Below are 23,102 nucleotides of genomic sequence, written 5' to 3'. Positions count from 1 at the left end.
GGACTGCACTGTGAAACTGCCTGAAAGCCTTGCCGCGGCTCTGACCGCCGCCGACGAGGCCTACCTCATCGCCCTGTGCAACAAAGGGACCTACAACCGCGCCAAAAAGGACCTGGCCGCCCTGGCATCCCCGCCCCAAGCGGAATGTACCCCCGATGGGGTGCAGGTGCAGCTGGGACAGGTCACCTGCCTGATCCGGGCCCCTCTGGGGGACAGCCGGTGCTCCTGCCCCAGCAGCGCGGTCTGCCGCCATCGGATCAGCGCGATCTTGTGGCTGCAAAGCCAGCTGGAAGGACCTGCGGACGGGCAGGCCCCGGACCGGGAAGCGCCGCCGCCCCAAGAGGCGGAGCCGGATTTCCCCTCCCTGCGGGCCTATCCGCCCGAAAAGCTGGTCCGGCAGCTGGGGGCCCGGCGCCATGCCGCCGACCTGGTGCGCTGGCAGAGCGGCCAGGGGGCGAAGATCACCGCCGGCGGCTCGGTGGTCACGGTGGAGCTGCCCTGGGCGGCGGCCTCCGTCCGTCTGCTGGAGCCGCTGGAGCACAGCACCTGCAGCTGCCACAGCAAGAGCTTCTGCGTCCACAAGGCCGAGGCTCTGTTCTTCTGGCAGCTGGAGCAGGGGCTGGTCCCCGCCGCTCTGCAGGAAGCCGCCCCGGCGGCGGGCAGCGGCTGGGATCCCGAGCAGGCCAGAGGCGTCTGCCAGGGGGTCCGGCAGGCCCTGGCCGCCCAGATGGCCACCGGTCTGAGCCGGCTGCCCCCGTCGGTGTGCGACACCACCGAGCGTCTGGCCGCCCTCTGCCACACCGGACGCCTGCCCCGGTTGGAGCGGGCCCTGCGCCGCCTGCAGGAGGAATACGCGGCCTACTTCCGCCGGTCGGCCACCTACCGGGATACATCCCTCTTGGCCCGCTTTGGCCAGGCCTGGCGGCTGGCCCAGGCCATCGAGGCCGCCCCGGAGGACCGCATCCTGCAGCTGGCAGGCACCTTCCGGGACGAATACCGCCCCGCCGGGCCGATGCAGCTGTATCTGCTGGGCCTGCGCCAGGTGACAGGGCGGAACAACAGCGGCTATGAGGGGGCCGTCTATTATTTCTGGGATACGGAAGGGCGCTGCTTTTATACATACAGCGACCTGCGCCCCGCGTTTTATGAAAAGCCCCGCCGCCGCAGCCCGCTGCAGCTCTGGGGGATGCCCTGCACTTTGGACCAGGCCTGGAACTGCGTCCTGCGGCTGCACGGCGCCCGGGTCAACGGGGAAGGGGGATTGTCGGGCACCAGCAGCTGCCATGCCGACCTGGGCCAGCGGGTCCTGCCGGGGGAGATCCTGCCCCCCGAGGCCCTCTGCACCGACTTTGAGCAACTGCTGCAAAAGCACAGCGCCGCCGGCCTGCCCGAACGGGAGCGACTGGCGGTGGTGCGGCCGGCGCAGTGCATCCCGCAGCCCTATGACCGGGTGCAGCAGCTGTTCCAGATGCGGCTTCTGGACGACGCCGGCCGGGATCTGTGGGTCACGGTGCGGTACGACCAGACCGAACAGCCGGTCATCGACGCGCTGGAACGGCTGGAAGCGGGCCTGCGCAAAGACACCGCCCGGATGCCGGTCTTTTTTGGCACGGTCTACCGGGACAAGGATCTGCTGCGGCTGTATCCCATCGAATACTTCGGGCCGGACAGCTGGCAGGCCGCGCCCCCAGAGGAGGAATGCCCATGAACGAGCTGCTGGATGAGATGGAACAGGCCCTGTCCGACCTGCTGCAGGCGGGACTGGCCAGCGCAGGCCCGGAGGCGGCCGGCCGGCTGCGGACCCTGGCCCGCCAGGGAGAACAGGCCGGCCTGCACACCGGGGCGCAGCTGCTGGAGGAGGTAGCTGCGGACCTGGAGGCCCGGGCCCACCGGATGCAGAAGGACGATCAGGCCCTGACGGACCGGATCTGCAGGGCGGGGCGGTATCTGGCCCTCTGCCGCCAGCGCTGGCAGGAGGAGGCCATCCGCCTGCGGTGGCAGGGACGATCATAGAAAAAGCGGGACCCTCAGGGCCCCGGCATCCGATCAAAAGGAAAGGACGATTCTGTATGAACACGAACCGACACAATGCCCCCCATATCCAGGATCAGACCAGCTGGCTGGACAAGCTGAGCAAGCTGCTGTCCCTGACTTCGGCCAACGTCCAGCTGGCCAAAGACTATCTGCTGAACGATGAGGCCGGCGACGAGCTGCTGCAGCAGGCGCAGCTCCAGATCCTTCCCCAGCTGAGCTGGCCGGAAAGGGAACCCATCTCCACCCTGTTTGCCGCGCTGACGGCAGGGGACCGGGAGCGCGCCTGCCGCACCGTCCGGTATCTCTGGGCCGTGGGTCAAAGCAGCGCCGAGAACGCCCTGCGCTGCCTGTACAAGGTGGCTTTCACCAGGGGCAAAGGGAACTCCGACGAGATAGCCGACCGCCGCGTCGTGTGGGATGAGCTGCTGGGCCTGCCTGCGGCCGCAGCTCTGGAAGGCCAGGCCGTTGTGTATCACTACATAGGGAACAAGCGGATCGCATCCTGGCTGCAGGAGCTGGCGCAGACCCAGCCGGACGTACTGGTCCAGGCCCAGACCCTGTGTCCCGCAGGGGAGACCATGATGCCCGCCTTCCTGGCAGGCATCCTGCTGCAGAACGCCCGGGCCGGCCAGGACCCAAGGCCCGGCCTGCTGGCCCGGGTATTCGGCGTCAAAAGCGAACCGGTAAGGTGGACCGAAAACCAGGTGGACATCCTGCTGCGCGGGGTGATGGATTACCTGAAGCACGGCAGGGCGGGCATCACTGCCAGCGACTGCCGGCAGCTGGAACAGTACATCCAAAGCGGCCGCCCCGCAGACCCGGTGCCCCGGCTCAGCGTGGGAACCGGATGGGATGTGCAGCCCCAGAACGTGCTGAAGGTGCACATAGGAGCAGACAGCGACCGGCTGTCCCGGCTGGCTCTGGCGGCTTTTGAGGGACAGGCGGCAGACCCCCGGCTGCGGTGCGCTTTTAAAGTGCTCAGCGGACTGCGCCCCGGCAATGTGCTGGATGAGCTGAAAGATGCGCTGGGCTTTGAGGAGATCGTCCGGCAGGCGGCCGTGCTGAAGCAATGCGTGCCCGGAGGCGGTGTGGTGCTGCTGCTGTACATGGGCGGCAGAGGCTATGCCGGCCAAAAGGAGGCGATCAGGCTGGCGCAGCTGTGCAGCGGCGAGATGGAACAGGCGCTGAAGCTGGCCAACGATGACCAGTATGCGGGCCTTTGCTCCCTGCTGCCGGAGGACAGCGACCTGTACCTGGAATGGAAGCGGAAAAAGCAGGACAGGGCCGCTGCCATGCAGGACCGGATCATAAGGCAGTTCCGGAACGCACTGGGTACAGGCGGTGCGCCCGGCGCGGACGGCGACGCCATGGAAGCGTACCTGACGGACCAGGGATCGATGGCGGGCAGCGCCGCCCGGCTGGCGCCCTTCGCTGACCGCCAGATGAGAATGTACGATGCGCGCAGTATTTTGCAGGCATACCACAAATCGATGGGCTGGGACCGGTTTTTCTGCCGCAGTATGGTCGCGCTGGCCCTGGTGAACCAGGGATGGATCGTGAACGGCCTGCCGGACCAGTATGAAAAATTTGCCAATGCGCTGAACACCTTTGGGATGCCTCCGCATGAGATCCTGGATGTGCTGGGCGCCATGTACGCCGGATCCTATCCGGGAGAGCAGGAGAACATCCGGAAAGCCGGGGACACAGTCTGCGCCCGGAGCGGCGTCGGGGAGCTGGCCATCGCCGCCCGGGAGGGCTGCAGCTTTGCCCGCAGCGCAGCCGTCAAAGGGCTGGGGGCGGTGCCGGCCGGTGCGGATGACGCCCCAAAAGCCAGGGAAGTCCTGCTGGACTGCGCCAATGAGACGGCCAAGATGGTGCAGAAAGAACTGCTGGAGGCGTACTGCGGCCACCCTGAGTGGAAGGAAGACTATGCCGCCCTGCTGGCCGGCAAAAAGCAGGGGGCGCGGATCATGGCGGCCCGCGCCCTGGCCGGGGTGGGCGGCCCGGAGGCGGTGCCCATCCTGAACGCCGCCCTGGAAAAAGAAAAGAGCGCCAAGGCCGCCGACGCCATCCGTGAGGCCCTGGCAGCGCTGGGCGCGGCCCGGGAGGGTAAACAAGAGGAAAAGCCCCAGGACGCCGCAGAACTGGCGGTCCAGATCCTGAAGGGGGGCAAAAAGCGCAAGGTGCAGTGGCTGCTGGACAAGCCCCTGCCCACGGTCCACTGCACCGGCCCGGACCGCGCCCCTGCCGGCGAGGACCGCATGGCCGCTATCCTGGTGTGTTATGCGGATCTGGGACGGATCGGCCGCAGCCCGGCTGCCGAACAGCTGGTCCAGGGGCTGGACGCCGCAGAACTGGCGGCCTACGCCTGCGAGGTGTGGGACCACTGGATCGAAGCGGGGGCCCAGAGCAAAACCAAGTGGGTGCTGGCCTTTGCCGCCCGGTGCGGAGGGGAGGCCATGACGCCGCGCCTGACCCAGGCGGTCAAGACCTGGCCCGAGCACGCCCGCGGCGCCATCGCCTGCGACGGGGTGCAGGCCCTGGCCATCAGCCCCGACCCGGCGGCGCTGATGACGGTGGACGCCATCAGCCGCAAATTCAAGTTCCGGCAGGTCAAGACGGCGGCGGGCCAGGCCCTGGCCAACGCCGCCCGGGAGCTGGGCATCTCCGCCGAGGAGCTGGCCGACCGCATCGTGCCCACGCTGGGCTTTGGCCCCGACGGGACGCAGGTGTTCGACTACGGGCCTCGGCAGTTCACCGTCCGGTTGACGGCGGCGCTGGAACTGGAGATCACCAACGACGCGGGCAAGCAGCTGAAAAACCTGCCTGCCCCCGGCAAAGCTGACGACCCCGAAAAGGCCGGTGCGGCCAGCGCCGCCTTCAAAAACCTGAAAAAGCAGATCAAAACGACGGTCTCGGCCCAGAAAGGCCGGCTGGAGTCGGCCCTCTCGGTGCAGCGCTGCTGGACCCCGGAAGCCTGGCAGGCCCTCTTTGTGAACAATCCCATCATGCATCAGTTCGCCATCAGCCTGATTTGGGGCGTATACACCGACGGCAGGCTGGGGGACACCTTCCGCTATCTGGAGGACGGCAGCTTTACCACCGCAGATGAGGAGGAATACACCCTGCCTGCGGAGGATGCCGGCGCACGGATCGGTCTGGTGCACCCCATCGAGCTGGACCAGGAGGCCCTGTCTGCCTGGCGCCAGCAGCTGGAGGACTATGAGATCACCCCGGCCATCGACCAGCTGGACCGCCCCGTCTACCGCCTGCAGCCCGACCAGGCGGGCCACACCGCCCTGGAGCGGTTCGGCGGCAAAAAGATCAGCGACCTGTCCCTGACCGGCAAACTGCTGGGGATGGGATGGTATCGCGGCAGCGTGCAGGATGCGGGCGGATTCTACTCCTTCTACCGGGAAGACCAGGCCGTGGGCCTGTCGGTGCAGCTGAACTTTTCGGGGGCCTTTGTGGGGAGCGGCGAGAGCGAGACGGTCACCGTCTACGACGCGGTGTTCTACCGCGCAGGCACGGTCGAGCACGGCAGCTACGTCTACGATGAACCCAAGAAAGAGGATATCCTGCCGCTGGACCAGGTGCCCGCCCGCTATTACAGCGAGGTGGTGTACCAGCTGGAAAAGGCCACCGCCTCCTCCACCGAGACGGACCCCTTCTGGAAGGCCACCCGCTGACCGGCGCCTTTACCGGGGCTGGTAGGTCAGTTCAACGATGCCGTTGCTGTGGGTGACGCCGGTCAGCCGCAGCTTCTGCTCCCGGGCCCGGGCGGGGAACAGCCGCACCCCCTGTCCCAGGAGGGTGGGGATGACCGAGATCTGCAGACGGTCGATGCGGTCCGACAGCTGCCGGATCAGCTGGGCCCCGCCGCAGATCCAGATGTTCCGGCCGGGCCTGGCCTTGAGCTGATCCACCAGGGCGCAGGGGTCGCAGGAAACAAAGCGGACCCCCGGCACGGGAGACGCCTGTCGGTGGGTAAAGACATAGCAGTCCAGCCCTTCGTAGGGCCACTGCCCCGGGGAGAGCTCTGTGACCACCTGATGATAGGTATTCCAGCCCATCAGCACCGTGTCGATGGTGGGGACGAACGCGCCGTAGCTGTCGGCGGTCTCGGCGGCGCTGTCCTGGCCGGTCAGCCAGTCCACCCCGCCGTCCGGGGCGGCAATGAAACCGTCCAGGCTCATGGCGATGAACAAAACGACATTTCGCATACGAAAACCTCCTTCGGAAAGATCCTGTAAAGAGATTGTACCACGCGGCAGCCCCCCTATCCACCCCAAAACCAAAACCGGCAGCCTCCACACAGGAAGCTGCCGGTCCAATCGGATCTATGATAATAACAGGTCCCGGTCAGATGTAGAGTTCGCACTCTTTGCGCACAAGGCAGGCCTTTTTGATGGCCAGGGCCACGGCGCCCGCCTTGAGGCTGTTGATCTTGCGGGCCGAATCGGGACAGATGGAGACGCACCGCATACAGGAGATGCATTTTTGGGGATCGGTCTGACGGGGGTCTGCCGGGTCGATGGCCCCGGCGGGGCACTTGGTGGCGCACAGGCCGCAGCCGGTGCAGCCGCTCTCGGCTTTGGGGACCAGGCCGCCCCCGCCGGCTTTCTTATAGGGATGATTGCCGGGGATGGCGGGCGCGCCGCTGCCGCCCCTGCCGGCTTTGTCCAGGATCCGGCGGGCGATGTCCTGCAAACGGGCCGTGTCCTGGGCATCGGGGCGGCCCGTGGCGTACTCGTGGAAGATGGAATGCTCGGCGATGGCGGCCACCCCGGCGATGACCTCAAAACCGCACCGGGCGGCGGCATCGGACAGCTCGATGAGGGTATCCTCATAGGCGCGGTTGCCGTAGACGCAGACCACGGCGCAGCGGGCGCCGCCGCCTGAGATGTTGCCCAGGCGCTGGATGGCCAGGGCCGGCACGCGGCCGCCAAAGGAAGGAACTGCGATCAAAACCAGATTCTGGGAGTCAAGCTGCAGCTCGGTGCAGCCGGCAGCCGGGTCGGACAGATCGAACTGGGTGACGGGCAGTCCCCAGGCGCCGGTGATGAGGTCGGCCACCCGCTGGGTGCCCCCGGTGGGGCTGAAAACGATTTGTACGATGCGCATGATGCGGTCCTCCTGTCTTGGGACGATCGGAATGATTCAGGATAGATGGATTATATACCCGCAGGGGGTGTTTGTCAACCTTGACCGCCGGCCAGCATGGCCCCCATCCGGGCCATATCCATGGCGGGCAGCACCAGATCGGCAGGGGGCAGGGGTTCCTCGGGGGAGAGGTTGGAGCGAACATACAGGGTGGCCAGACCCGCCTGTTTGGCCCCGGCGATGTCGCACAGGCCGTCGTTGCCCACCATGATGCTGTGGGCGAGGTCCAAATGGTGCTGCTGCAGCAGCAGGTCAAAAAAGCGGCGGTCGGGCTTTTTGCAGTCCCAGTCGGAGGAGAGGTAGACCGCCTCGAACGAATGGTCCAGGCCCAAAGCCTGCATCTCGTAGGCGGTGAAGATCCGCTGGGCGTTGGAGAGCAGGTAGAGATGGCCGCCTTTGGCCCGCAGCATCTCCAGCATCTCCAGGGCGCCGTCGTACAGGCGGAGGTATCGTGTGGTCATAGCCCGGAAAAACTGGCCCGCATGGACCGCCAGAGCCGGATCGGCCTGGGCGCCCCTGGCCTGAAAAAGCGCCTGGAACACTTCTTCCAGCCGGATCTCGGGATGGGCCTCGTGGCTGTCCTGACGCAGGGCGGCCCGGCCCGCCGTACGGGCGGCTACCTCCTGCTGGTAGGCCTCGCGCAGCGCGTCGGGTGCATAGCGCGCGCCGTAATAGCTGTAAAACCGGGCCAGAGCGGCCCAGGCGGCGGGGTCCTCCTCGTCGGTGTGGATATCTACAAGGGTGCCGTACAGATCAAAGATGTAATTGCGGTAGGGAAGAGCTGCCATGATAAGACCTCCTGGAAAGGGCAGGGCGGCCCGGCGCGGCTTGCAGTCCGGGGCCGGCTGCGGGTGGGATAACAGCCTCGCGCGGCGGGGCCGCCCTCCCAAAAAAGCAGGGGACCTTGCGCAGCGGCGGCAAACGTGGTATCTTTCAGATAAAGACGGCGCGGGAGCCTTCCCGCAGCAGACAAAACAAAGAGAGAAAGGCGGACACAATGGAACACATGGCATGGAAGGGCCGGGTCAAGCCCGGCTGCAAAGAGGAATACCAGCGGCGGCACGATGCGATCTGGCCCGAAATGGTCCAGGTGCTGAAAGAGGCCGGCATCTGCAACTACAGCATTTTTATGTCAACGGCGAGCTGTTCGGCTATTATGAGTGCGCCAAAGGGGTGGCCTACGCCGAAAAGGTGCAGGCAGAGAGCCCGGTGGTGGCCCGCTGGAACGAGTACATGAAGGATATCCTCGAGCTTGAGATGGACCCCGAGACGGGGGCGCAGCCCAAGCTGGAGCAGGTGTTCCGCTTAGACTGACCGGCCTGCCCGGTATTCGGCAGGGGAACAGCCGTATCGGGCCCGGAAGCGGCGGTAGAAATAGCTGCTGTTCTCGTAGCCGATGTTCTCCAGGATGGTCTCCACCGGCAGAGGGGTATGGCTCAGCAGGTAGGCTGCCTGCTGCAGCTTGCGCTGCTGGAGCAGCTGGCGGAAATTCTGGCCGGTATGGCGGGTCAGCAGACGGCTGACGGTGTAGGCGGGCCGGTGCACCAGAGCGGCCGCGTCGGCCAGGGTGCCGTCCCGGTAGTGGGCTTCGATGTATTGCAGCACCGCAAAGACGGTGTTCTCGTCCATGCGGTCGGGGCCGGCCTGGTTGATGTCCTGTGCAAACAGGGACAGGTTGAGCAGCAGCAGGCCCATGGTGGTCTCGTTCAGGTCGTTGACGCCCCGCTTGTTCTCCAGCAGCGTCCAGATCATGTTCTCCAGCAGGTTGTGCACCGGCAGGATGTCATGGGCGCGGATGTGCAGATAGCCTGCAAAGGCGGACTCCCCTGACAGGGTGGATACCAGAAAGTCCCGCAGGACGTTCTCCTGCTGGAGCATAGCAAAGCTGCGGTCGAAGAACTGGGGCAGGATGATGAAGTTGACTGCGACATCGTCCTGGGCGGCGGGCAGGATCTCATGGTACACCGCCTGGTTGAGAAAGAGCAGGTCCCCGGTCTGGAGCACCACCTTCTGAGTGCCGTTGATGATGTGGGTGGTGGAGCCGCTGCACATATAGATCAGCTCCACATAGTTGTGCCGGTGGCGCGGAAAATGAACGAACCGGGTGTGGGGGCGTATCTCGATCAGTTTGCCCTTTTCCAGCAGGCGGGCGCTGTCCACCACGAACTCGTGGCGGGTGGTGTACAGGCTGCGCTGGACGGTGCCGTCCCCTGCAAGGATGGCGCGTTCCTCATCGGTGATCTGGCGCAGCCGGGCCAAAAGAGCCTGGTTCATGGCGGTCTCCTCCTTCTGGCTACAAGCATACCACAGCCCGGCCGACATTGCAAGAAAGGTCCCTGTTTTTATCCCGGCGGCGTCCTTACAAAGAATGCTCCGAACCGCTATACTTGCAGCAGATGAGACAAAGCTGCAAGGAGGCGGTTCATTTTTTATGGGCAATTATCATCTGGCCATCGACATTGGGGCGTCCAGCGGACGGTGCATCCTTGGCTGGCTGGAAGGGGACAGAATGGTCCTGGAAGAGGTACACCGGTTTGCAAACCGGCAGGTGCGCCGAAACGGCCACGACTGCTGGGATCTGGAGCTGCTGTGGCAGGGGATCCTGGCGGGGCTGAAGGCCTGCCGCGCACGTGGAAAGATCCCTGCCACCATCGGCATCGACACCTGGGCAGTGGACTTTGTGCTGCTGGACCCGGAAGGACGGCTGCTGGGGGACGCGGTGGCGTACCGGGACAGCCGTACCGAGGGGATGGACGCCGTGGTGGAGCGCTTGATCCCGGCGGCGGAGCTGTACGCACACACCGGCATCCAGAAGCAGAGCTTCAACACCATCTATCAGCTGGCGGCCCTTCAGGCCGAACACCCGGACCAGCTGGCCCGGGCCGGAAGCCTGCTGATGATCCCCGACTATTTCAACTACCTGCTCACCGGGGTGAAAAAGCAGGAGTACACCAACGCCACCAGCACCGGCCTGGTCAACGCCAGGGACTGCTGCTGGGACGGAGAGCTGCTGGACCGTCTGGGGCTGCCCCGGGCGCTGTTCGGGCCGCTGTCCATGCCGGGAACGGTGGTGGGGCCGCTGGCGCCCGATATCGCCGCCCAGGCGGGCTTTGCATCGCAGGTGGTGCTGCCGGCCACCCATGACACCGGCTCGGCCTTTCTGGCGGTGCCCGCGCGGGATGACCGGGCGGTCTACCTCTCGAGCGGCACCTGGTCCCTGCTGGGGGTGGAAAACCCCGCTCCCATCACCACCGAAGCCAGCCGGGCCTGCAACTTCACCAACGAGGGCGGGGCCTGGCGCCGCTACCGCTACCTGAAAAACATCATGGGTCTGTGGATGATCCAGTCGGTGCGGCGGGAACTGAACGGCGAGGGCTATGTGGCGGGCAAGGCCGCCGCGCCCTGGCAGCTGGATGTGGAAGCAGGGCAGCGGCAGTGGTCCTTCCCCGACCTGATCGCAGCGGCCGAGGAGGCAGCGGATTTCCCCTCGGTGGTGGACGTGAACGACAGCGCTTTCCTGGCGCCGGACAGCATGATCGCGGCGGTGCAGGACGCTTGTACCGCCAGCGGCCAGCCCCGGCCCGGCACGGTGGGCCAGCTGATGCAGTGCCTGTACCGCAGCCTGTCGGCCTGCTACAAAGAGGCCATCCGCAGCCTGGAGGAGCTGACCGGCACCCGGTACACCAGCATCAACATTGTGGGAGGCGGCTGCCAGGATATGTATTTGAACCGGATGACCGCCCGGGCCACGGGCCTGCCGGTCTATGCCGGGCCGGTGGAGGGAACTGCCATTGGCAATCTGGCGGTGCAGCTGATCGGCGCAGGGGAGCTGGCAGACCTGGCCGACGCCCGCCGCTGCATCCGCAGGAGCTTTGATATCCATGAGATACTGCCCGGACAGGCAGTGTGATAGAACACCCGTACAAAGGAGGAAAACTTGATGCATTATTCCGAAGCACGAGAGAAGTACATGGCCCTGGGCGTGGACACCGAGGCCGCCATCGAGACCCTGAAACAGGTCCCTGTCAGCCTGCACTGCTGGCAGGGGGACGACGTCCGCGGCTTTGACGGCGACCCCTCCAAGCCCCTCACCGGCGGCATCCAGACCACCGGCAATTATCCCGGACGGGCCCGCACCCCCCAGGAGCTGATGGACGACCTGGATCAGGTGCTGGCGCTGATCCCTGGCAAGCCCAAGATGAACCTGCACGCCAGCTACGCCATTTTTGACAAGGACAACGGCGGCTGGGCGGACCGGGACAAGCTGGAGCCCAAACACTTTGAAAAGTGGGTGCAGTTCTGCAAGGAACGGGGCCTGGGCTGCGACTTCAACCCCACCTTCTTCTCCCATGACAAGTGCGACCCCCTGACCCTCACCAGCCCCAACGAGGAGACCCGCCGCTTCTGGATCGAGCACGGCCGCGCCTGCATCCGGATCAGCCAGTATCTGGCCGAGCAGCTGAACGACGTCTGCGTCATGAACATCTGGACCGGCGACGGCTTCAAGGACGTGCCGGGCGACCGGATGGGCCCCCGGGAGCGCTACCGCGACTCCATCGACGCCATCCTGGCCCAGCCCTATGATTTCAGCAAGGTCAAGCCCTGCGTGGAGAGCAAGGTCTTTGGCATCGGAGTGGAGGCCTACACCGCGGGCAGCGGGGAATTCAGCCTGCTGTATGCGGCCATGCACAAGGATAAATGCATTCCGCTGATGGACAACGGCCACTATCACCCCACCGAGGTGGTCAGCGACAAGATCCCCGCCCTGCTGACCTTCTTTGACGAGATCGCCCTCCATGTCACCCGGCCCATCCGCTGGGATTCCGACCATGTGGTGCTGTACGACGACGAGACCCGGGAGATCGCCCGGGAAATCGTGCGCTGCGGCGGCCTGGACGGACGGGTGCACATCGCCCTGGATTACTTTGACGCCTCCATCAACCGCATCTCGGCCTGGGTGACCGGCTACCGCAACCTGCAAAAAGCCCTGCTGTTTGCCCTGCTGCAGCCCGGCTCCCTGCTCAAACGGCTGCAGGACGAGGGGGACTTCACCCGGCTGATGGTGGAACAGGAGCAGCTCAAGACCATGCCCCTGGGCGAAGTGTGGGACGAGTACTGCCGCCGCTGCGGCAAGCCTGTGGACGGGGAATGGTTCTCCCAGGTGATGGAATACGAAAAGAATGTGCTGAGCAAGAGAGGTTGAGACCATGAAAGACATCCTGACTGCCCCCTTTGTGGAGGAAATGAAACAGACCACCGCCAATATGTACCGCCTGGGCTGGGACGAGCGCAACGGCGGCAACATCAGCTACCTGCTGCGGGAAGAGGAGGTGGCGGAATACCTGGACACCACCAGGGTGATCCGCACCATCCCCACCGGCTTTGACGCAAAGCCCCTGATCGGCAAATACTTCATCGTCACCGGCACCGGCAAGTATTTCAAAAATGTACAGAATGACCCCGAGACCAACCTCGGGATCATCCGCATCGCCGCCGACGGCACCACCGCCGAGCTGCTGTGGGGGTATAAGGACGGCGGCAAATTCACCAGCGAGCTGCCCGCCCATCTGATGAGCCACATGGCCCGGCTGGAAGTGGACCCCGAAAACCGTGTGGTGATGCACAGCCATCCCACCTACACCCTGGCCATGAACTACGTCCACGAGCTGGACGAAAAGAAATTCACCCACACCCTGTGGGAGATGTGCACCGAGTGCATCGTGGTGTTCCCCGACGGCGTGGGCGTGCTGCCCTGGATGCTCTGCGGCACCAACTCCATCGGGGAGGCCACAGCCGCCAAGATGAAGGAATTCCGGCTGGTGATCTGGGGGATGCACGGCATCTATGGCGCCGGCAAGACCCTGGATGAGACCTTCGGCCTCATCGAGACGGTGGAGAAGGCCGCTCAGATCTATATGCTGACCGCCCATCTGCCCCGGGTGAACACCATCAAGGACAGCGAGATGCAGCAGCTGGCGGAATACTTCGGCGTCAACTACCGCAGGGACTTCCTGGACCTGTGAAAGAAAAAAACGGAGAGTGTTCCAGTCTGAAACAGTCTCCGCTTTTTTCGGGGCAAACGTTGTGTTACTATAAAAATATACTAGGCGGGGCCGGACGGCCCGGCCCGCCGAAACGAGCAAAGGAGAGTTATTACCATGGCTGACCGCATCGTTCTGAACAGCATTTCCTATCATGGCCACGGCGCCATCGAGAACATCGTCCCCGAGCTGACCGCACGGGGCTGCACCAAGGCCTTCGTCTGCTCCGACCCTGACCTGCTCAAGTTTGGCGTTACCGGCAAGGTGACCGCCCTGCTGGACGCTGCAAACTTCCCTTACAGCGTGTACAGTGAGATCAAACCCAACCCCACCATCCAGAACGTCCAGGACGGCGTGGCTGCTTTCCAGGCGGCCGGCACCGACTGCATCGTGGCCATTGGCGGCGGCTCTGCCATGGATACCGCCAAGGCCATCGGCATCATCATCAATAACCCCGAGTTTGCCGATGTGCGCAGCCTGGAAGGCGTGGCCCCCACCAAAAAGCACGCGGTGTTCACCATCGCCGTGCCCACCACCGCCGGCACCGCCGCCGAGGTCACCATCAACTATGTCATCACCGACGTGGAGAAGAAGCGCAAGTTCGTCTGTGTGGATACCAACGACATCCCCGAAGTCGCTGTGGTGGACCCCGATATGATGGCTTCCATGCCCAAGGGCCTGACCGCGGCCACCGGTATGGACGCGCTGACCCACGCCATCGAGGGTTACATCACCAAGGGCCACTGCGTCATCTCGGATATGTTCCATCTGGAGGCCATCCGTCTGATCAGCCGCAGCCTGCGGGGCGCCGTGCAGAATACCCCCGAAGGCCGGGAGGGGATGGCTCTGGGCCAGTACATTGCGGGCATGGGCTTTTCCAATGTGGGCCTGGGCATTGTCCACAGCATGGCCCACGGCCTGAGCGCCCTGTATGACACCCCCCACGGCGTGGCCTGCGCCATCCTGCTGCCGGTGGGCCTGGAGTACAACAAGGAGGTGGCCGGCGAGCGCTACCGCGCCATCGGCGAGGCCATGGGCGTGATGGACATCGATAAGATGAACGACGCGCAGGCTGCCGACGCCACCATCGCCGCTGTCAAGCAGCTGTCGGCGGATGTGGGCATCCCCACAAACCTCCACGGCATCCTCAAGGAGGAGGACATCGAGTTCCTGGCCCAGAGCGCCTATGCCGACGCCTGCCGTCCCGGCAACCCCCGCGATACCAGCGTGGAGGAGATCGTGGAGCTGTACCGCAGCCAGCTGTGATGGCCGCAAAATAAAGGCCGCCCGTCCGGGCGCAGAAACATAGAAGGGGCGCGCCGCGGGATCTGCGGCGCGCTCTTTTGTCATATGGTTGCCTGCGGGGCCGTTTTGGGGTATGATAGGAGTATCCGGAACATCACGGCACAGCGCGCCGTTCATCGGGAAAGGAGCACACCATGCAGGAAAAAGAAATTGCGAGGATCGTCCGCAGGCAGAAAGCTTACTTTGCGGAGGGGCGCACCTTGCTGGTGCCCTGCCGTCTGGCCGCTCTGGGGCGGCTGGAACGGTCGGTCCGGGCCCATCAGGAGGACATTGCGGCGGCGCTGCAGGCCGACTTGGGCAAAAGCCCCCAGGAAAGCTATATGTGCGAGACCGGCCTGACCCTGGCCGAGCTGCGGGACCACCGCGCCCATCTGCGCCGCTGGGCGCAGCCCAGGGTGCGTCTGGCCGGGGCGGCCAACTTTCCGGGGCTGGCGGTCCGGGTGCCCGAACCCTATGGGGTGGCGCTGATCATGGCCCCCTGGAACTATCCCTTCCTGCTGACGCTGGAGCCCCTGATCGGGGCGGTGGCGGCGGGCAACTGCGCGGTGGTCAAGCCTTCGGCCTACGCCCCCGCTTCCTCGGCGCTGCTGGCCAGGATGATCCGGGAATCTTTCCCGCCGGGCCATGTGACGGTGGTGGAAGGGGGCCGGGCCGAGAACACCGCCCTGCTGGACCAGGCGTTTGACACCATCTTTTTCACCGGCAGTGTGGCGGTGGGCCGGATGGTGATGGAAAAGGCCGCCGCCCATCTGACTCCCGTCACCCTGGAACTGGGAGGCAAAAGTCCCTGCATCGTCACGGCCGACGCAGACCTGGCCCTGGCCGCCCGGCGGATCGTCTTTGGCAAGCTGCTCAACTGCGGGCAGACCTGTGTGGCGCCCGACTACCTGCTGGTGGACGCCCGGGTGAAAGAGGAGCTGACGGCCCGGATCAAGGCGGAGATCCGGCGGCAGTACGGGCCGCGCCCGCTGCAGAACCCCGCCTATGGCCGCATTGTCAACCAAAAGCATTTCCGGCGGCTGTGCGGGCTGCTGGACGGAGCGTCCCGGGTCTGGGGCGGGGAACGGGACGCAGACGCATGGCGCATCGCGCCGGCGCTGCTGGAGGACGCGTCGCCCCGGGAGCCGGCCATGCAGGAGGAGATCTTCGGCCCGCTGCTGCCGGTGCTGTCCTACCGCCGTCTGGAGGAGGCCCTGGACTTTGTGCGCAGCCGGCCCAAGCCCCTGGCCCTCTACCTGTTCACCCGCAGCCGCGCGGTCCGCAGCCGGGTGGTGCGCACCGTGCCCTATGGGGGCGGCTGCGTCAACGACACCATCATGCACCTGTCCGACCCCTTCCTGCCCTTTGGCGGAGTGGGACAGAGCGGGATGGGCAGCTACCACGGCAAGCGCAGCTTCGACACCTTCACCCATGAGAAAAGCGTGCTGGTGCGGGGCAGCCTGGATCTGCCCATCCGCTATCAGCCCTATACCCCGCTGGGGGACAAGCTGGTGCGGGCTTTCCTGCGGTGAGCCGAAACGCATACCGATGTTTACAGACCTGCTGTGAAAGAGGTGGAAGGCATATGAAAAAGATAAGCCGCTTTTTTGCGGCCCTCGCGATCCTGCTCTCCGACATCCTGTGTGCGGTGGTCGCATATAACTATTGTGCTTTGCAGTGGGGCGGACGGTACGCCGGGTACAGCGCGCCGCCCAGCACGGCGTTCATCTGCGCTGTCCCCTTTGGGATCGGGATTTTGTGCTGTATCTTTCTGGCGCGCTTTTTCCGGAAGGCGGGAAAATAGGAGACCGGTCTGCCTTTCTAAAAAAGAGCGCGGTGAAGCGGCGTATTGACAAACTGCACGAAACCTGCTATCTTTATTCTGTCTAAATGCATTGAGGGAGAGTGTACGCCCCATCCGCCCTTTCAGAGAGCCGGGCCAGGTGCAAGCCGGCAGGGTCGGGGGGCGGGCTGTCACTCCTGAGCAGGGACGGTGAGCGGGCCGGCTATGGGCCTTCGGCAGCTGTCCTCGGGCCTGCCCCACGTTACCGGGGCATCAAGAGGCGGCCCATCATGGAGATGGGCGCAATTTGGGTGGTACCGCGGCTCGAGGTTCAGCCGTCCCATGGTTCGCCGTGGGGCGGCTTTTGTTGTCCCCACAAGCTCGGATTTTTGATGATACTCTGGAGGTTGCTTGATGAAAGAACTCGCAAAACAGTACGACCCCAGCCAGGTGGAGGACCGGATCTACCAGTTCTGGCAGGATGGGGGCTACTTCCACACCAAGGCTGACCCCGACAAAAAGCCTTATACCATCGTGATGCCGCCCCCCAACGTCACCGGCCAGCTGCACATGGGCCACGCGGTGGACAACACCATGCAGGATATCCTGATCCGTACCAAGCGGATGCAGGGGTATGCGGCCCTGTGGGTGCCCGGCACCGATCACGCATCCATCGCCACCGAGGCCAAGGTGGTGGAAGCCATGGCCAAAGAGGGCCTGACCAAAGAGATGGTGGGCCGGGACGGCTTTTTGGAGCGGGCCTGGGACTGGAAGGTCCGCTATGGCAACCGGATCGTCAGCCAGCTGAAGAAGCTGGGCAGCAGCTGCGACTGGCAGCGGGAACGCTTCACCATGGACGAAGGATGCTCGGACGCAGTGCGTGAGGTGTTCGTCCGGCTGTACAAGGAAGGGCTGATCTACCGCGGCAACCGGATGGTCAACTGGTGCCCCCACTGCAATACCTCCATCTCGGACGCCGAGGTGGAGTACACCGAACAGGACGGCCATTTCTGGCACCTTCTGTATCCGGTCAAGGAGACCGGGGAGATGCTGGAGCTGGCCACCACCCGCCCCGAGACCATGCTGGGCGATACCGCTGTGGCCATCAACCCCGATGACCCCCGCTATGCCCATCTGCACGGCTGCCACGTCATCCTGCCGCTGCTCAATAAGGAGATCCCCATCGTCTGCGACGAGCACGCCGACATGACAAAGGGTACCGGCGTGGTCAAGATCACCCCGGCCCACGACCCCAACGACTTTGAAGTGGGGCTGCGCCATGACCTGCCCATCGTGCGGGTGTTCACCTACGACGGGCACATGACCGGCGCCGCCGACAAAGCCGCTGCGGACGCTCTGTTCGAGGCGGGCAAGAACACCGTCAACGAGCCCCGGGTGCTGGACTGCGGCAAATACGCCGGCATGACCACCCTGGAAGCCCGCAAGGCCATCCTGGCCGACCTCGAGGCCGGCGGCTACCTCAAAGAGGTGGAGCCCCTCAAGCATGAGGTGGGCACCTGCTACCGCTGCCACACCACCATTGAGCCGATGGTATCCCGTCAGTGGTTCGTCAAGATGGAGCCCCTGGCCAAGCCTGCCATCGAGGCGGTGGAAAAGGGCAGGATCCGCTTTGTGCCCGAGCGCTTCACCAAGAACTATATGAACTGGATGAAGAACACCCGGGACTGGTGCATCAGCCGCCAGCTGTGGTGGGGCCATCAGATCCCCGCCTGGTACTGCGACGAATGCGGCGAGACCGTGGTGGCCAAGGAGGCCCCGGCGGCGTGCCCCAAGTGCGGCAGCACCCATCTGACCCGGGACCCCGATACCCTGGACACCTGGTTCTCCTCGGCCCTGTGGCCCTTCAGCACCCTGGGCTGGCCGGAGGAGACCGAGGACCTGAAATATTTCTATCCCACCGACACCCTGGTCACCGGCTATGACATCATCGGCTTCTGGGTCAGCCGGATGATCTTCTCGGGCCTGGCCTACACCGGCGAAGCCCCCTTCCACACCGTGTGCATCCACGGCATCGTCCGGGACAGCCAGGGCCGCAAGATGTCCAAGAGCCTGGGCAACGGCATCGACCCGCTGGAAGTCATCGCCCAGTACGGCGCCGACGCGCTGCGCTTCATGCTGGTGGACGGTTCGACCCCCGGCAACGATATGCGCTACAGTGAAAAGAAGGTGGAGGCCGCCCGCAACTTTGCCAATAAGCTGTGGAACGCCACCCGCTTTGTGCTGATGAATCTGCCCGAGGACTTTGTCCCCGGCCTGCCCGACCGCGCGATGCTGGATATGAGCGACAAGTGGGTGCTGACCAAACTGAGCCAGGTGGCCGGCGCCATGACCGACAACATCGACCACTATGAGCTGGGCCTGGCCGCCGCCAAGATCAACAGCTTTATCTGGGACGTCTACTGCGACTGGTTCATCGAGATCGCCAAGCCCCGTCTGAACTCGGGGGATGCGGCCCAGGCCGACACCGCCCGGCGGGTGCTGGTGTATGTGCTGGACCAGGCTCTCAGACTGCTGCACCCCTTCATGCCCTTCATCACCGAGGAGCTGTACCAGGCCCTGCCCGGCAGCGGCGAGACCATCATGACCGCCGCCTGGCCCACCGCAGACCCCGCCCACAGCTGGCCGGAGGAGGAAGCCGCCTTTGAAAAGGTGATGGACTACATCAAGGCGGTCCGCACCATGCGCACCGAGATGAACGTCCACCCCGCCAAGCGCACCAGCATGGTGATCGAGACGGCGGACCCCGCCCCCTTCCAGCAGGCCAATGTGTATCTGGCCAAATTCGCCTTTGCCACCGACGTTACCTTCACTTCCAAATACGAGGGCAGCACCGACGGCATGGTGCAGGTGTCCACCCACGCGGCCCGCGGCTTCATCCCCATGATGGAGCTGATCGACCGGGACAAGGAGCTGGCCCGGCTGAACAAGGAGCTGGCCAAGGCGGAGAAGGAGCTGGCCATGTTTGAAAAGCAGCTGGCCAACCCCAAATTTGTGGAGAAGGCTCCCGCCGCTCTGGTGGAGGAGACACGCGCCAAAGCTGCCCGCAGCCAGGATAAGCTGGCCAACATCCAGCAGAGCATCCGGGCGCTGGGCTGAGGGACAAGGCTATGACCATCAAACGCAAGCAGCTGTGGCAGCTGATCATAGGGGGACTGCTGCTTTTGGCCCTGGCGGGGACGATCTGGTTCATCTTTTCCAACTCGATGCAGCCCGCCCGCGTCTCATCGAACTCCAGCCAGCGGGTGCTGCGCACCCTGCAGGAACTGCTGCGGCGCCTGGGGCATCCCGGCGCTGCCGCCAGTCTGACCGAACACGCCGTCCGCAAGGCGGCGCACTTCTGTGAATACAGCCTGGAAGGATTCCTGCTGCTGCTGACCACCCGGGCGGTCACCGGACACGCCTGGCGGTTCATCAGCTGGCCCGCGCTGGCCGGCCTGCTGACGGCTCTGACGGATGAGACCATCCAGCTGTTTTCGGGCGGGCGCAGCAGCCAGGTGACCGATATATGGATCGACTTTGGCGGGGTAGTGACCGGCATGGCTCTGGCCCTGGCCCTGCTGTGGCTGATCGGGCTGCTGCTGGGCCGGCGCAGGCCTGCGTCCCGCCACGGCTGAACAGGCCAGAAAGGAACACACCATGTCCACCATCCACACCATCCCCGAGGCAGACGCTTTCTTTGCCTCCCTGCCCGAAGGATTCGATACGCCCCAGGACTTTGGGGCGGCCCTGCCCCAGGCGGGGCGGGTGCAGTACCTGCCGGTGGCGGGCACGGCCGGCAAGACGGCGGTGGCCTGCCTGACGGCGGGTATCCTGACAGCGGCGGGCTTTGCCACCGGTCTGTACCAGGCGGGTGCCCGGCCGCTCTCACAGCGGATCACCCTGGACGGCCGCCCTGCCGCGGACGTCTGCCCCGATGCCTACACCGGGGCGGCGGACCGCATCCTGGACACCACCCTGCTGTCCCGCGGAGCGGCGGAGCTGGCGGCTGCCTGCGCCTGCTTTGAGGCGGCGGGCTGTACCTTTGCTGTGGTGGAGGCGGCCGACGGCGCCCTGGCCGGCGCGCTGCCCCAGGTGCCTGCCTGTGCGGTGACTCACATCGGCCCCGACGGCACCGGGCGCAGCATCGAGCGGCTTGCCCACGACGCGGCCGCCGTCATGCGCAAGGGTGCGGTCTGTGTCACGGCCCCCGGCCAGCCCAAGCCCGCCCTGACTGAGATCATCGTGGCGGCGGGCAAAACAGACTGCGAGCTGGTGGTCCCGGAGGAAGAAGATATCACCATTCCCGAGGGCGGGGAGGGGACTGCCGCCCAAATGGATTACGGCGGCTACCAGATCTCCCCGGACTTCCCGGGCCTGCACGCCGCAGGCAACGCAGCCATCGCGGTGGAACTGGCTTTGGCGCTCTGGCGCAGGGGCTGCGATATCCAGGATGAAGCCATCCTGGCGGGCCTGGCCGGGGTGCGCAACCGCAGCAGCATCCGGATCATGGCCCAGCGGCCCTTGATGATCCTGGATGCCTGCCGCACGCCCCAGCAGGCGGCGGCCCTGGTGCGGGTGCTGCAGCTGGCTAAGGTGCGGCATCTCAACGCGGTCATCGGGCTGCGGGGAGAGGAAGGCGCAGCGGACTTTTTTGCCACTCTGGAAAACGGCCTGCTGCCCGACGAACAGACCAGGGACAAGGCAAAGATGCCCGGCATGTCCGAGGGCGGCCCCATCGACAAGCTCTATGTGACGGTGCCCGGCGGGGCCGACCCCGGCCTGGCCCAAAAACTAGCCGATCTGGCGCGCTTTCATTTTGAGGTGGAAGTGTGCCCCGACCTGTCCGAGGCGATGGAACAGGCCCAGGCCGCAGGAGGCCGCGGCGTGCTGGTCTGCGGCAGTGAGGAACTTGCCCTGGAGGCGGAACAGCTGCTGGAAGCCCGGGCGGAGCGCCGGATCTGAGCGTATCGACATACTTCACTAAAAACAGAACCGAAGATCCCGTACACTGGTAACAGAGTGTATGGGATCTTTTCTTTTTTGAAAAGGAGTGTGAAATGCGATGGCGAATGTGAGCTTGAGCGCGGCAGGGGATACCCTTTATGCCTATCTGTCAGGCGAGATCGACCACGACGCGGCCCAGTACCTGCGGCTGCGCATCGATGACGCCCTGGTCTGCCGCAGCCCCCGGGTTCTGGTGATGGATTTTGCGGGGGTAGGGTTTATGGATTCCTCGGGGGTGGGGCTGATTTTGGGCCGGCAGCGGCGAGTCAGGGCTCTGGGCGGCAGGCTGCAGGTCCAGCACGCGCCGCCCCAGCTGCGGCGGGTGCTTTCCCTGGCGCAGATCGCCTGCACCAGCTCCGAGGAGAATGCAAAGGAAGAAGGAGGCGTCCAGTCATGAAAGCGGAGAATACCACCCGCATCCAGTTCGATTCCCTCAGTGTCAACGAAGCATATGCGCGCGGGGCTGTGGCGGCCTTTTTGGCCCGCTATGACCCTACCGTCCCCCAGCTGGCCGACATCAAGACGGCTGTATCGGAAGCGGTGACCAACTGCATCGTGCACGCCTATCCCGACCGGGTGGGACAGATCGTCCTGACGGTGTCGGTCTACCCCGACCGCAGGGTGCGGATCACGGTCGCGGACAAGGGTGTGGGCATCCCTGATATCGCCCAGGCCATGGAGCCTCTCTTTACCACCGGCGACCCCGAGGAACGGTCCGGCCTGGGCTTTGCAGTGATGCAGAGCTTTATGGATGGCGTGCGGGTGGCTTCCCATCCGGCGCGGGGCACCCGGGTGACCATGACCAAGCGTCTGACCGCCAAAGGGGAGGATACATAATCTATAAAAGAGAGGCGGCCATGGTATGGTATCGGACAAGACCCGGCGCAGCGCGTTCATTGAAAAGAATCTAGGACTGGTGCACTCCTGTGCAGGCAGGTTCCGGGGGCGCGGGATCGAATACGACGACCTGTACAGCGCCGGCTGTATGGGACTCATCAAGGCCTGCGACGGCTTTGATGAGAGCCGGGGCGTATGCTTTTCCACATACGCGGTGCCGGTGATCCTGGGGGAGATCAAGAAGCTGTTCCGGGATGGGGGGACGGTGAAGGTCAGCCGTTCCATCAAGGAGCTGGGGCTGCGGATCAATGCCGCCCGGGAGCACCATATGAAATTGTTTGGTACTGAGATGACGGTGGGGCAGCTGGCCCAGGAACTGAACGAAAGTCCGGAAGCCGTGGCGCTTGCCATCCGGGCCTCCATGCCCGCCATGAGCCTGACCCCTGAAAACGATGACGGGGAGGACCGGCAAATGGATATCCCGGTGGATTCTCCTGAGGAGGAATTGGCGGACCGGATCAGTTTGGAGGAAGTGCTGGCGGCTCTGCCGGAAGAAGATCAGCAGCTGATCCGGCTTCGGTTTTATGGTGGGCGCACCCAGAGCGATACCGCAAAACTCCTGCACACCACCCAGGTGCAGATCTCTCGGAGAGAACGGAAAATTTTGAAGCTGATGCGTGAAAAACTGCTGGACGGATGATTTTTTGAGAAAAAATGTAAATTCCCCTTGTAATTTGATGCAACTTGTGATAAAATAGTTTCCACGGCGGACGATGCCGCCGCACAGATGCCAGGCTGCGTCAAGAAGAAATGAAAAAAAGAGCTTGACAAGCAAAAGCGGATGTGGTAAAATAAACAGGTCGCCGGTCGAAAGACAGCGCGGCGCAGGACCTTGAAAATTGAACAATATCGAATACTTGTAACGGAACCTTTAAAGTGTTGGAAACACTTAAAAT

Annotated in this window: 18 protein-coding genes and 1 pseudogene; 15 read left to right on the top strand and 4 right to left on the bottom strand. The window is 64.5% G+C overall.

Annotated features, from left to right (window positions below; genetic code table 11):
* Nucleotides 1–10 precede the first annotated feature (10 nt).
* Genes B5E66_RS05980 through B5E66_RS05970 form a run of 3 tightly spaced genes read left to right on the top strand, consistent with a single transcriptional unit; the run spans nucleotide 11 to nucleotide 5,723 of the window.
* Nucleotides 11–1,708, top strand: coding sequence for an SWIM zinc finger family protein (locus B5E66_RS05980; protein ID WP_087230046.1), 1,698 nt, complete (start codon nucleotides 11–13; stop codon nucleotides 1,706–1,708).
* Nucleotides 1,705–2,013 carry a hypothetical protein gene (locus tag B5E66_RS05975; RefSeq protein WP_087230043.1) on the top strand — a complete coding sequence of 103 codons (309 nt, stop codon included), beginning with the start codon at nucleotides 1,705–1,707 and terminating at the stop codon, nucleotides 2,011–2,013. Before B5E66_RS05980 ends, B5E66_RS05975 begins: the two co-directional genes overlap by 4 nt.
* A 56-nt stretch (nucleotides 2,014–2,069) precedes the next feature.
* A complete protein-coding gene (locus tag B5E66_RS05970; protein ID WP_087230040.1) occupies nucleotides 2,070–5,723 on the top strand; it encodes a DUF4132 domain-containing protein in 3,654 nt (1,217 codons plus the stop codon).
* 9 nt (nucleotides 5,724–5,732) lie between these two features.
* Here B5E66_RS05970 and B5E66_RS05965 read toward each other — a convergent pair whose 3' ends face one another.
* The 3 genes from B5E66_RS05965 to B5E66_RS05955 all read right to left on the bottom strand — a co-directional run bounded on the left by B5E66_RS05965 (nucleotide 5,733) and on the right by B5E66_RS05955 (nucleotide 7,985).
* Complete coding sequence (locus B5E66_RS05965) at nucleotides 5,733–6,257, bottom strand: dihydrofolate reductase family protein (protein ID WP_087230037.1); 525 nt, start codon at nucleotides 6,255–6,257, stop codon at nucleotides 5,733–5,735.
* 139 nt (nucleotides 6,258–6,396) lie between these two features.
* On the bottom strand, nucleotides 6,397–7,158 hold the full coding sequence (locus tag B5E66_RS05960) for a 4Fe-4S binding protein (protein ID WP_087230034.1): 762 nt from the start codon (nucleotides 7,156–7,158) through the stop codon (nucleotides 6,397–6,399).
* Between the two features lie 74 nt (nucleotides 7,159–7,232).
* Nucleotides 7,233–7,985, bottom strand: a complete 753-nt coding sequence (locus B5E66_RS05955; protein WP_087230031.1) for an HAD family hydrolase — start codon at nucleotides 7,983–7,985, stop codon at nucleotides 7,233–7,235.
* Between the two features lie 209 nt (nucleotides 7,986–8,194).
* On the opposite strand from B5E66_RS05955, the pseudogene B5E66_RS05950 reads away from it, so the two are divergent.
* Nucleotides 8,195–8,511, top strand: a pseudogene (locus tag B5E66_RS05950) (L-rhamnose mutarotase).
* On the opposite strand, the gene B5E66_RS05945 reads toward B5E66_RS05950, so the two are convergent.
* Nucleotides 8,503–9,471, bottom strand: a complete 969-nt coding sequence (locus tag B5E66_RS05945) for an AraC family transcriptional regulator (RefSeq protein ID WP_087230028.1) — start codon at nucleotides 9,469–9,471, stop codon at nucleotides 8,503–8,505. The pseudogene B5E66_RS05950 and the gene B5E66_RS05945 overlap by 9 nt on opposite strands.
* 157 nt (nucleotides 9,472–9,628) lie before the next feature.
* Here B5E66_RS05945 and B5E66_RS05940 point away from each other — a divergent pair, with 157 nt between their 5' ends.
* The 11 genes from B5E66_RS05940 (at nucleotide 9,629) to B5E66_RS05885 (ending at nucleotide 22,846) form a co-directional block, all read left to right on the top strand.
* Entirely contained in the window at nucleotides 9,629–11,107 is a 1,479-nt protein-coding gene (locus tag B5E66_RS05940; protein ID WP_087230025.1) for a rhamnulokinase, read from the top strand.
* A 30-nt stretch (nucleotides 11,108–11,137) separates the two neighbouring features.
* Entirely contained in the window at nucleotides 11,138–12,400 is a 1,263-nt protein-coding gene (locus B5E66_RS05935) for an L-rhamnose isomerase (RefSeq protein ID WP_087230022.1), read from the top strand.
* A 4-nt stretch (nucleotides 12,401–12,404) separates the two neighbouring features.
* A complete protein-coding gene (gene rhaD / locus B5E66_RS05930; RefSeq protein ID WP_087230018.1) occupies nucleotides 12,405–13,220 on the top strand; it encodes a rhamnulose-1-phosphate aldolase in 816 nt (271 codons plus the stop codon).
* A 135-nt stretch (nucleotides 13,221–13,355) separates the two neighbouring features.
* Nucleotides 13,356–14,504: a lactaldehyde reductase gene (gene fucO / locus B5E66_RS05925; protein WP_087230015.1), complete on the top strand. Its 1,149-nt coding sequence runs from the start codon at nucleotides 13,356–13,358 to the stop codon at nucleotides 14,502–14,504.
* Nucleotides 14,505–14,677: 173 nt separating this feature from the next.
* Nucleotides 14,678–16,054: an aldehyde dehydrogenase gene (locus B5E66_RS05920; protein WP_087230012.1), complete on the top strand. Its 1,377-nt coding sequence runs from the start codon at nucleotides 14,678–14,680 to the stop codon at nucleotides 16,052–16,054.
* A 665-nt stretch (nucleotides 16,055–16,719) separates the two neighbouring features.
* Complete coding sequence (locus B5E66_RS05910; protein ID WP_087230006.1) at nucleotides 16,720–19,422, top strand: valine--tRNA ligase; 2,703 nt, start codon at nucleotides 16,720–16,722, stop codon at nucleotides 19,420–19,422.
* 11 nt (nucleotides 19,423–19,433) lie between these two features.
* A complete protein-coding gene (locus tag B5E66_RS05905; RefSeq protein ID WP_087230003.1) occupies nucleotides 19,434–19,940 on the top strand; it encodes a VanZ family protein in 507 nt (168 codons plus the stop codon).
* Between the two features lie 22 nt (nucleotides 19,941–19,962).
* Nucleotides 19,963–21,267 (top strand): folylpolyglutamate synthase, encoded by a 1,305-nt coding sequence (locus B5E66_RS05900; RefSeq protein WP_087230000.1) that lies wholly within the window; start codon nucleotides 19,963–19,965, stop codon nucleotides 21,265–21,267.
* A 100-nt stretch (nucleotides 21,268–21,367) separates the two neighbouring features.
* On the top strand, nucleotides 21,368–21,706 hold the full coding sequence (locus B5E66_RS05895; RefSeq protein ID WP_087229997.1) for an STAS domain-containing protein: 339 nt from the start codon (nucleotides 21,368–21,370) through the stop codon (nucleotides 21,704–21,706).
* Nucleotides 21,703–22,146, top strand: a complete 444-nt coding sequence (gene spoIIAB / locus B5E66_RS05890; protein WP_087229993.1) for an anti-sigma F factor — start codon at nucleotides 21,703–21,705, stop codon at nucleotides 22,144–22,146. Before B5E66_RS05895 ends, spoIIAB begins: the two co-directional genes overlap by 4 nt.
* A gap of 25 nt (nucleotides 22,147–22,171) precedes the next feature.
* Nucleotides 22,172–22,846, top strand: a complete 675-nt coding sequence (locus B5E66_RS05885) for a sigma-70 family RNA polymerase sigma factor (RefSeq protein WP_087229990.1) — start codon at nucleotides 22,172–22,174, stop codon at nucleotides 22,844–22,846.
* Nucleotides 22,847–23,102 lie beyond the last annotated feature (256 nt).

Origin of the sequence: Faecalibacterium sp. An121 (assembly GCF_002160915.1) — a bacterium.
In the GTDB taxonomy this organism is placed as follows: Bacteria; Bacillota; Clostridia; order Oscillospirales; family Ruminococcaceae; genus Faecalibacterium; species Faecalibacterium avium.
The sequence above is the reverse complement of the archived record's forward strand: the minus strand, read 5'-3'. Positions and strand labels throughout refer to the sequence as shown.

Excerpts from the sequence above, each read along its gene's own strand:
- B5E66_RS05975 (WP_087230043.1), top strand. The coding sequence starts at position 1,705 with ATGAACGAGCTGCTGGATGAGATGGAACAGGCCCTGTCCGACCTGCTG.
- B5E66_RS05970 (WP_087230040.1), top strand. The coding sequence starts at position 2,070 with ATGAACACGAACCGACACAATGCCCCCCATATCCAGGATCAGACCAGC.
- B5E66_RS05965 (WP_087230037.1), bottom strand. The coding sequence starts at position 6,257 with ATGCGAAATGTCGTTTTGTTCATCGCCATGAGCCTGGACGGTTTCATT.
- B5E66_RS05960 (WP_087230034.1), bottom strand. The coding sequence starts at position 7,158 with ATGCGCATCGTACAAATCGTTTTCAGCCCCACCGGGGGCACCCAGCGG.
- B5E66_RS05955 (WP_087230031.1), bottom strand. The coding sequence starts at position 7,985 with ATGGCAGCTCTTCCCTACCGCAATTACATCTTTGATCTGTACGGCACC.
- B5E66_RS05945 (WP_087230028.1), bottom strand. The coding sequence starts at position 9,471 with ATGAACCAGGCTCTTTTGGCCCGGCTGCGCCAGATCACCGATGAGGAA.
- B5E66_RS05940 (WP_087230025.1), top strand. The coding sequence starts at position 9,629 with ATGGGCAATTATCATCTGGCCATCGACATTGGGGCGTCCAGCGGACGG.
- B5E66_RS05935 (WP_087230022.1), top strand. The coding sequence starts at position 11,138 with ATGCATTATTCCGAAGCACGAGAGAAGTACATGGCCCTGGGCGTGGAC.
- rhaD (WP_087230018.1), top strand. The coding sequence starts at position 12,405 with ATGAAAGACATCCTGACTGCCCCCTTTGTGGAGGAAATGAAACAGACC.
- fucO (WP_087230015.1), top strand. The coding sequence starts at position 13,356 with ATGGCTGACCGCATCGTTCTGAACAGCATTTCCTATCATGGCCACGGC.
- B5E66_RS05920 (WP_087230012.1), top strand. The coding sequence starts at position 14,678 with ATGCAGGAAAAAGAAATTGCGAGGATCGTCCGCAGGCAGAAAGCTTAC.
- B5E66_RS05910 (WP_087230006.1), top strand. The coding sequence starts at position 16,720 with ATGAAAGAACTCGCAAAACAGTACGACCCCAGCCAGGTGGAGGACCGG.
- B5E66_RS05905 (WP_087230003.1), top strand. The coding sequence starts at position 19,434 with ATGACCATCAAACGCAAGCAGCTGTGGCAGCTGATCATAGGGGGACTG.
- B5E66_RS05900 (WP_087230000.1), top strand. The coding sequence starts at position 19,963 with ATGTCCACCATCCACACCATCCCCGAGGCAGACGCTTTCTTTGCCTCC.
- B5E66_RS05895 (WP_087229997.1), top strand. The coding sequence starts at position 21,368 with ATGGCGAATGTGAGCTTGAGCGCGGCAGGGGATACCCTTTATGCCTAT.
- spoIIAB (WP_087229993.1), top strand. The coding sequence starts at position 21,703 with ATGAAAGCGGAGAATACCACCCGCATCCAGTTCGATTCCCTCAGTGTC.
- B5E66_RS05885 (WP_087229990.1), top strand. The coding sequence starts at position 22,172 with ATGGTATCGGACAAGACCCGGCGCAGCGCGTTCATTGAAAAGAATCTA.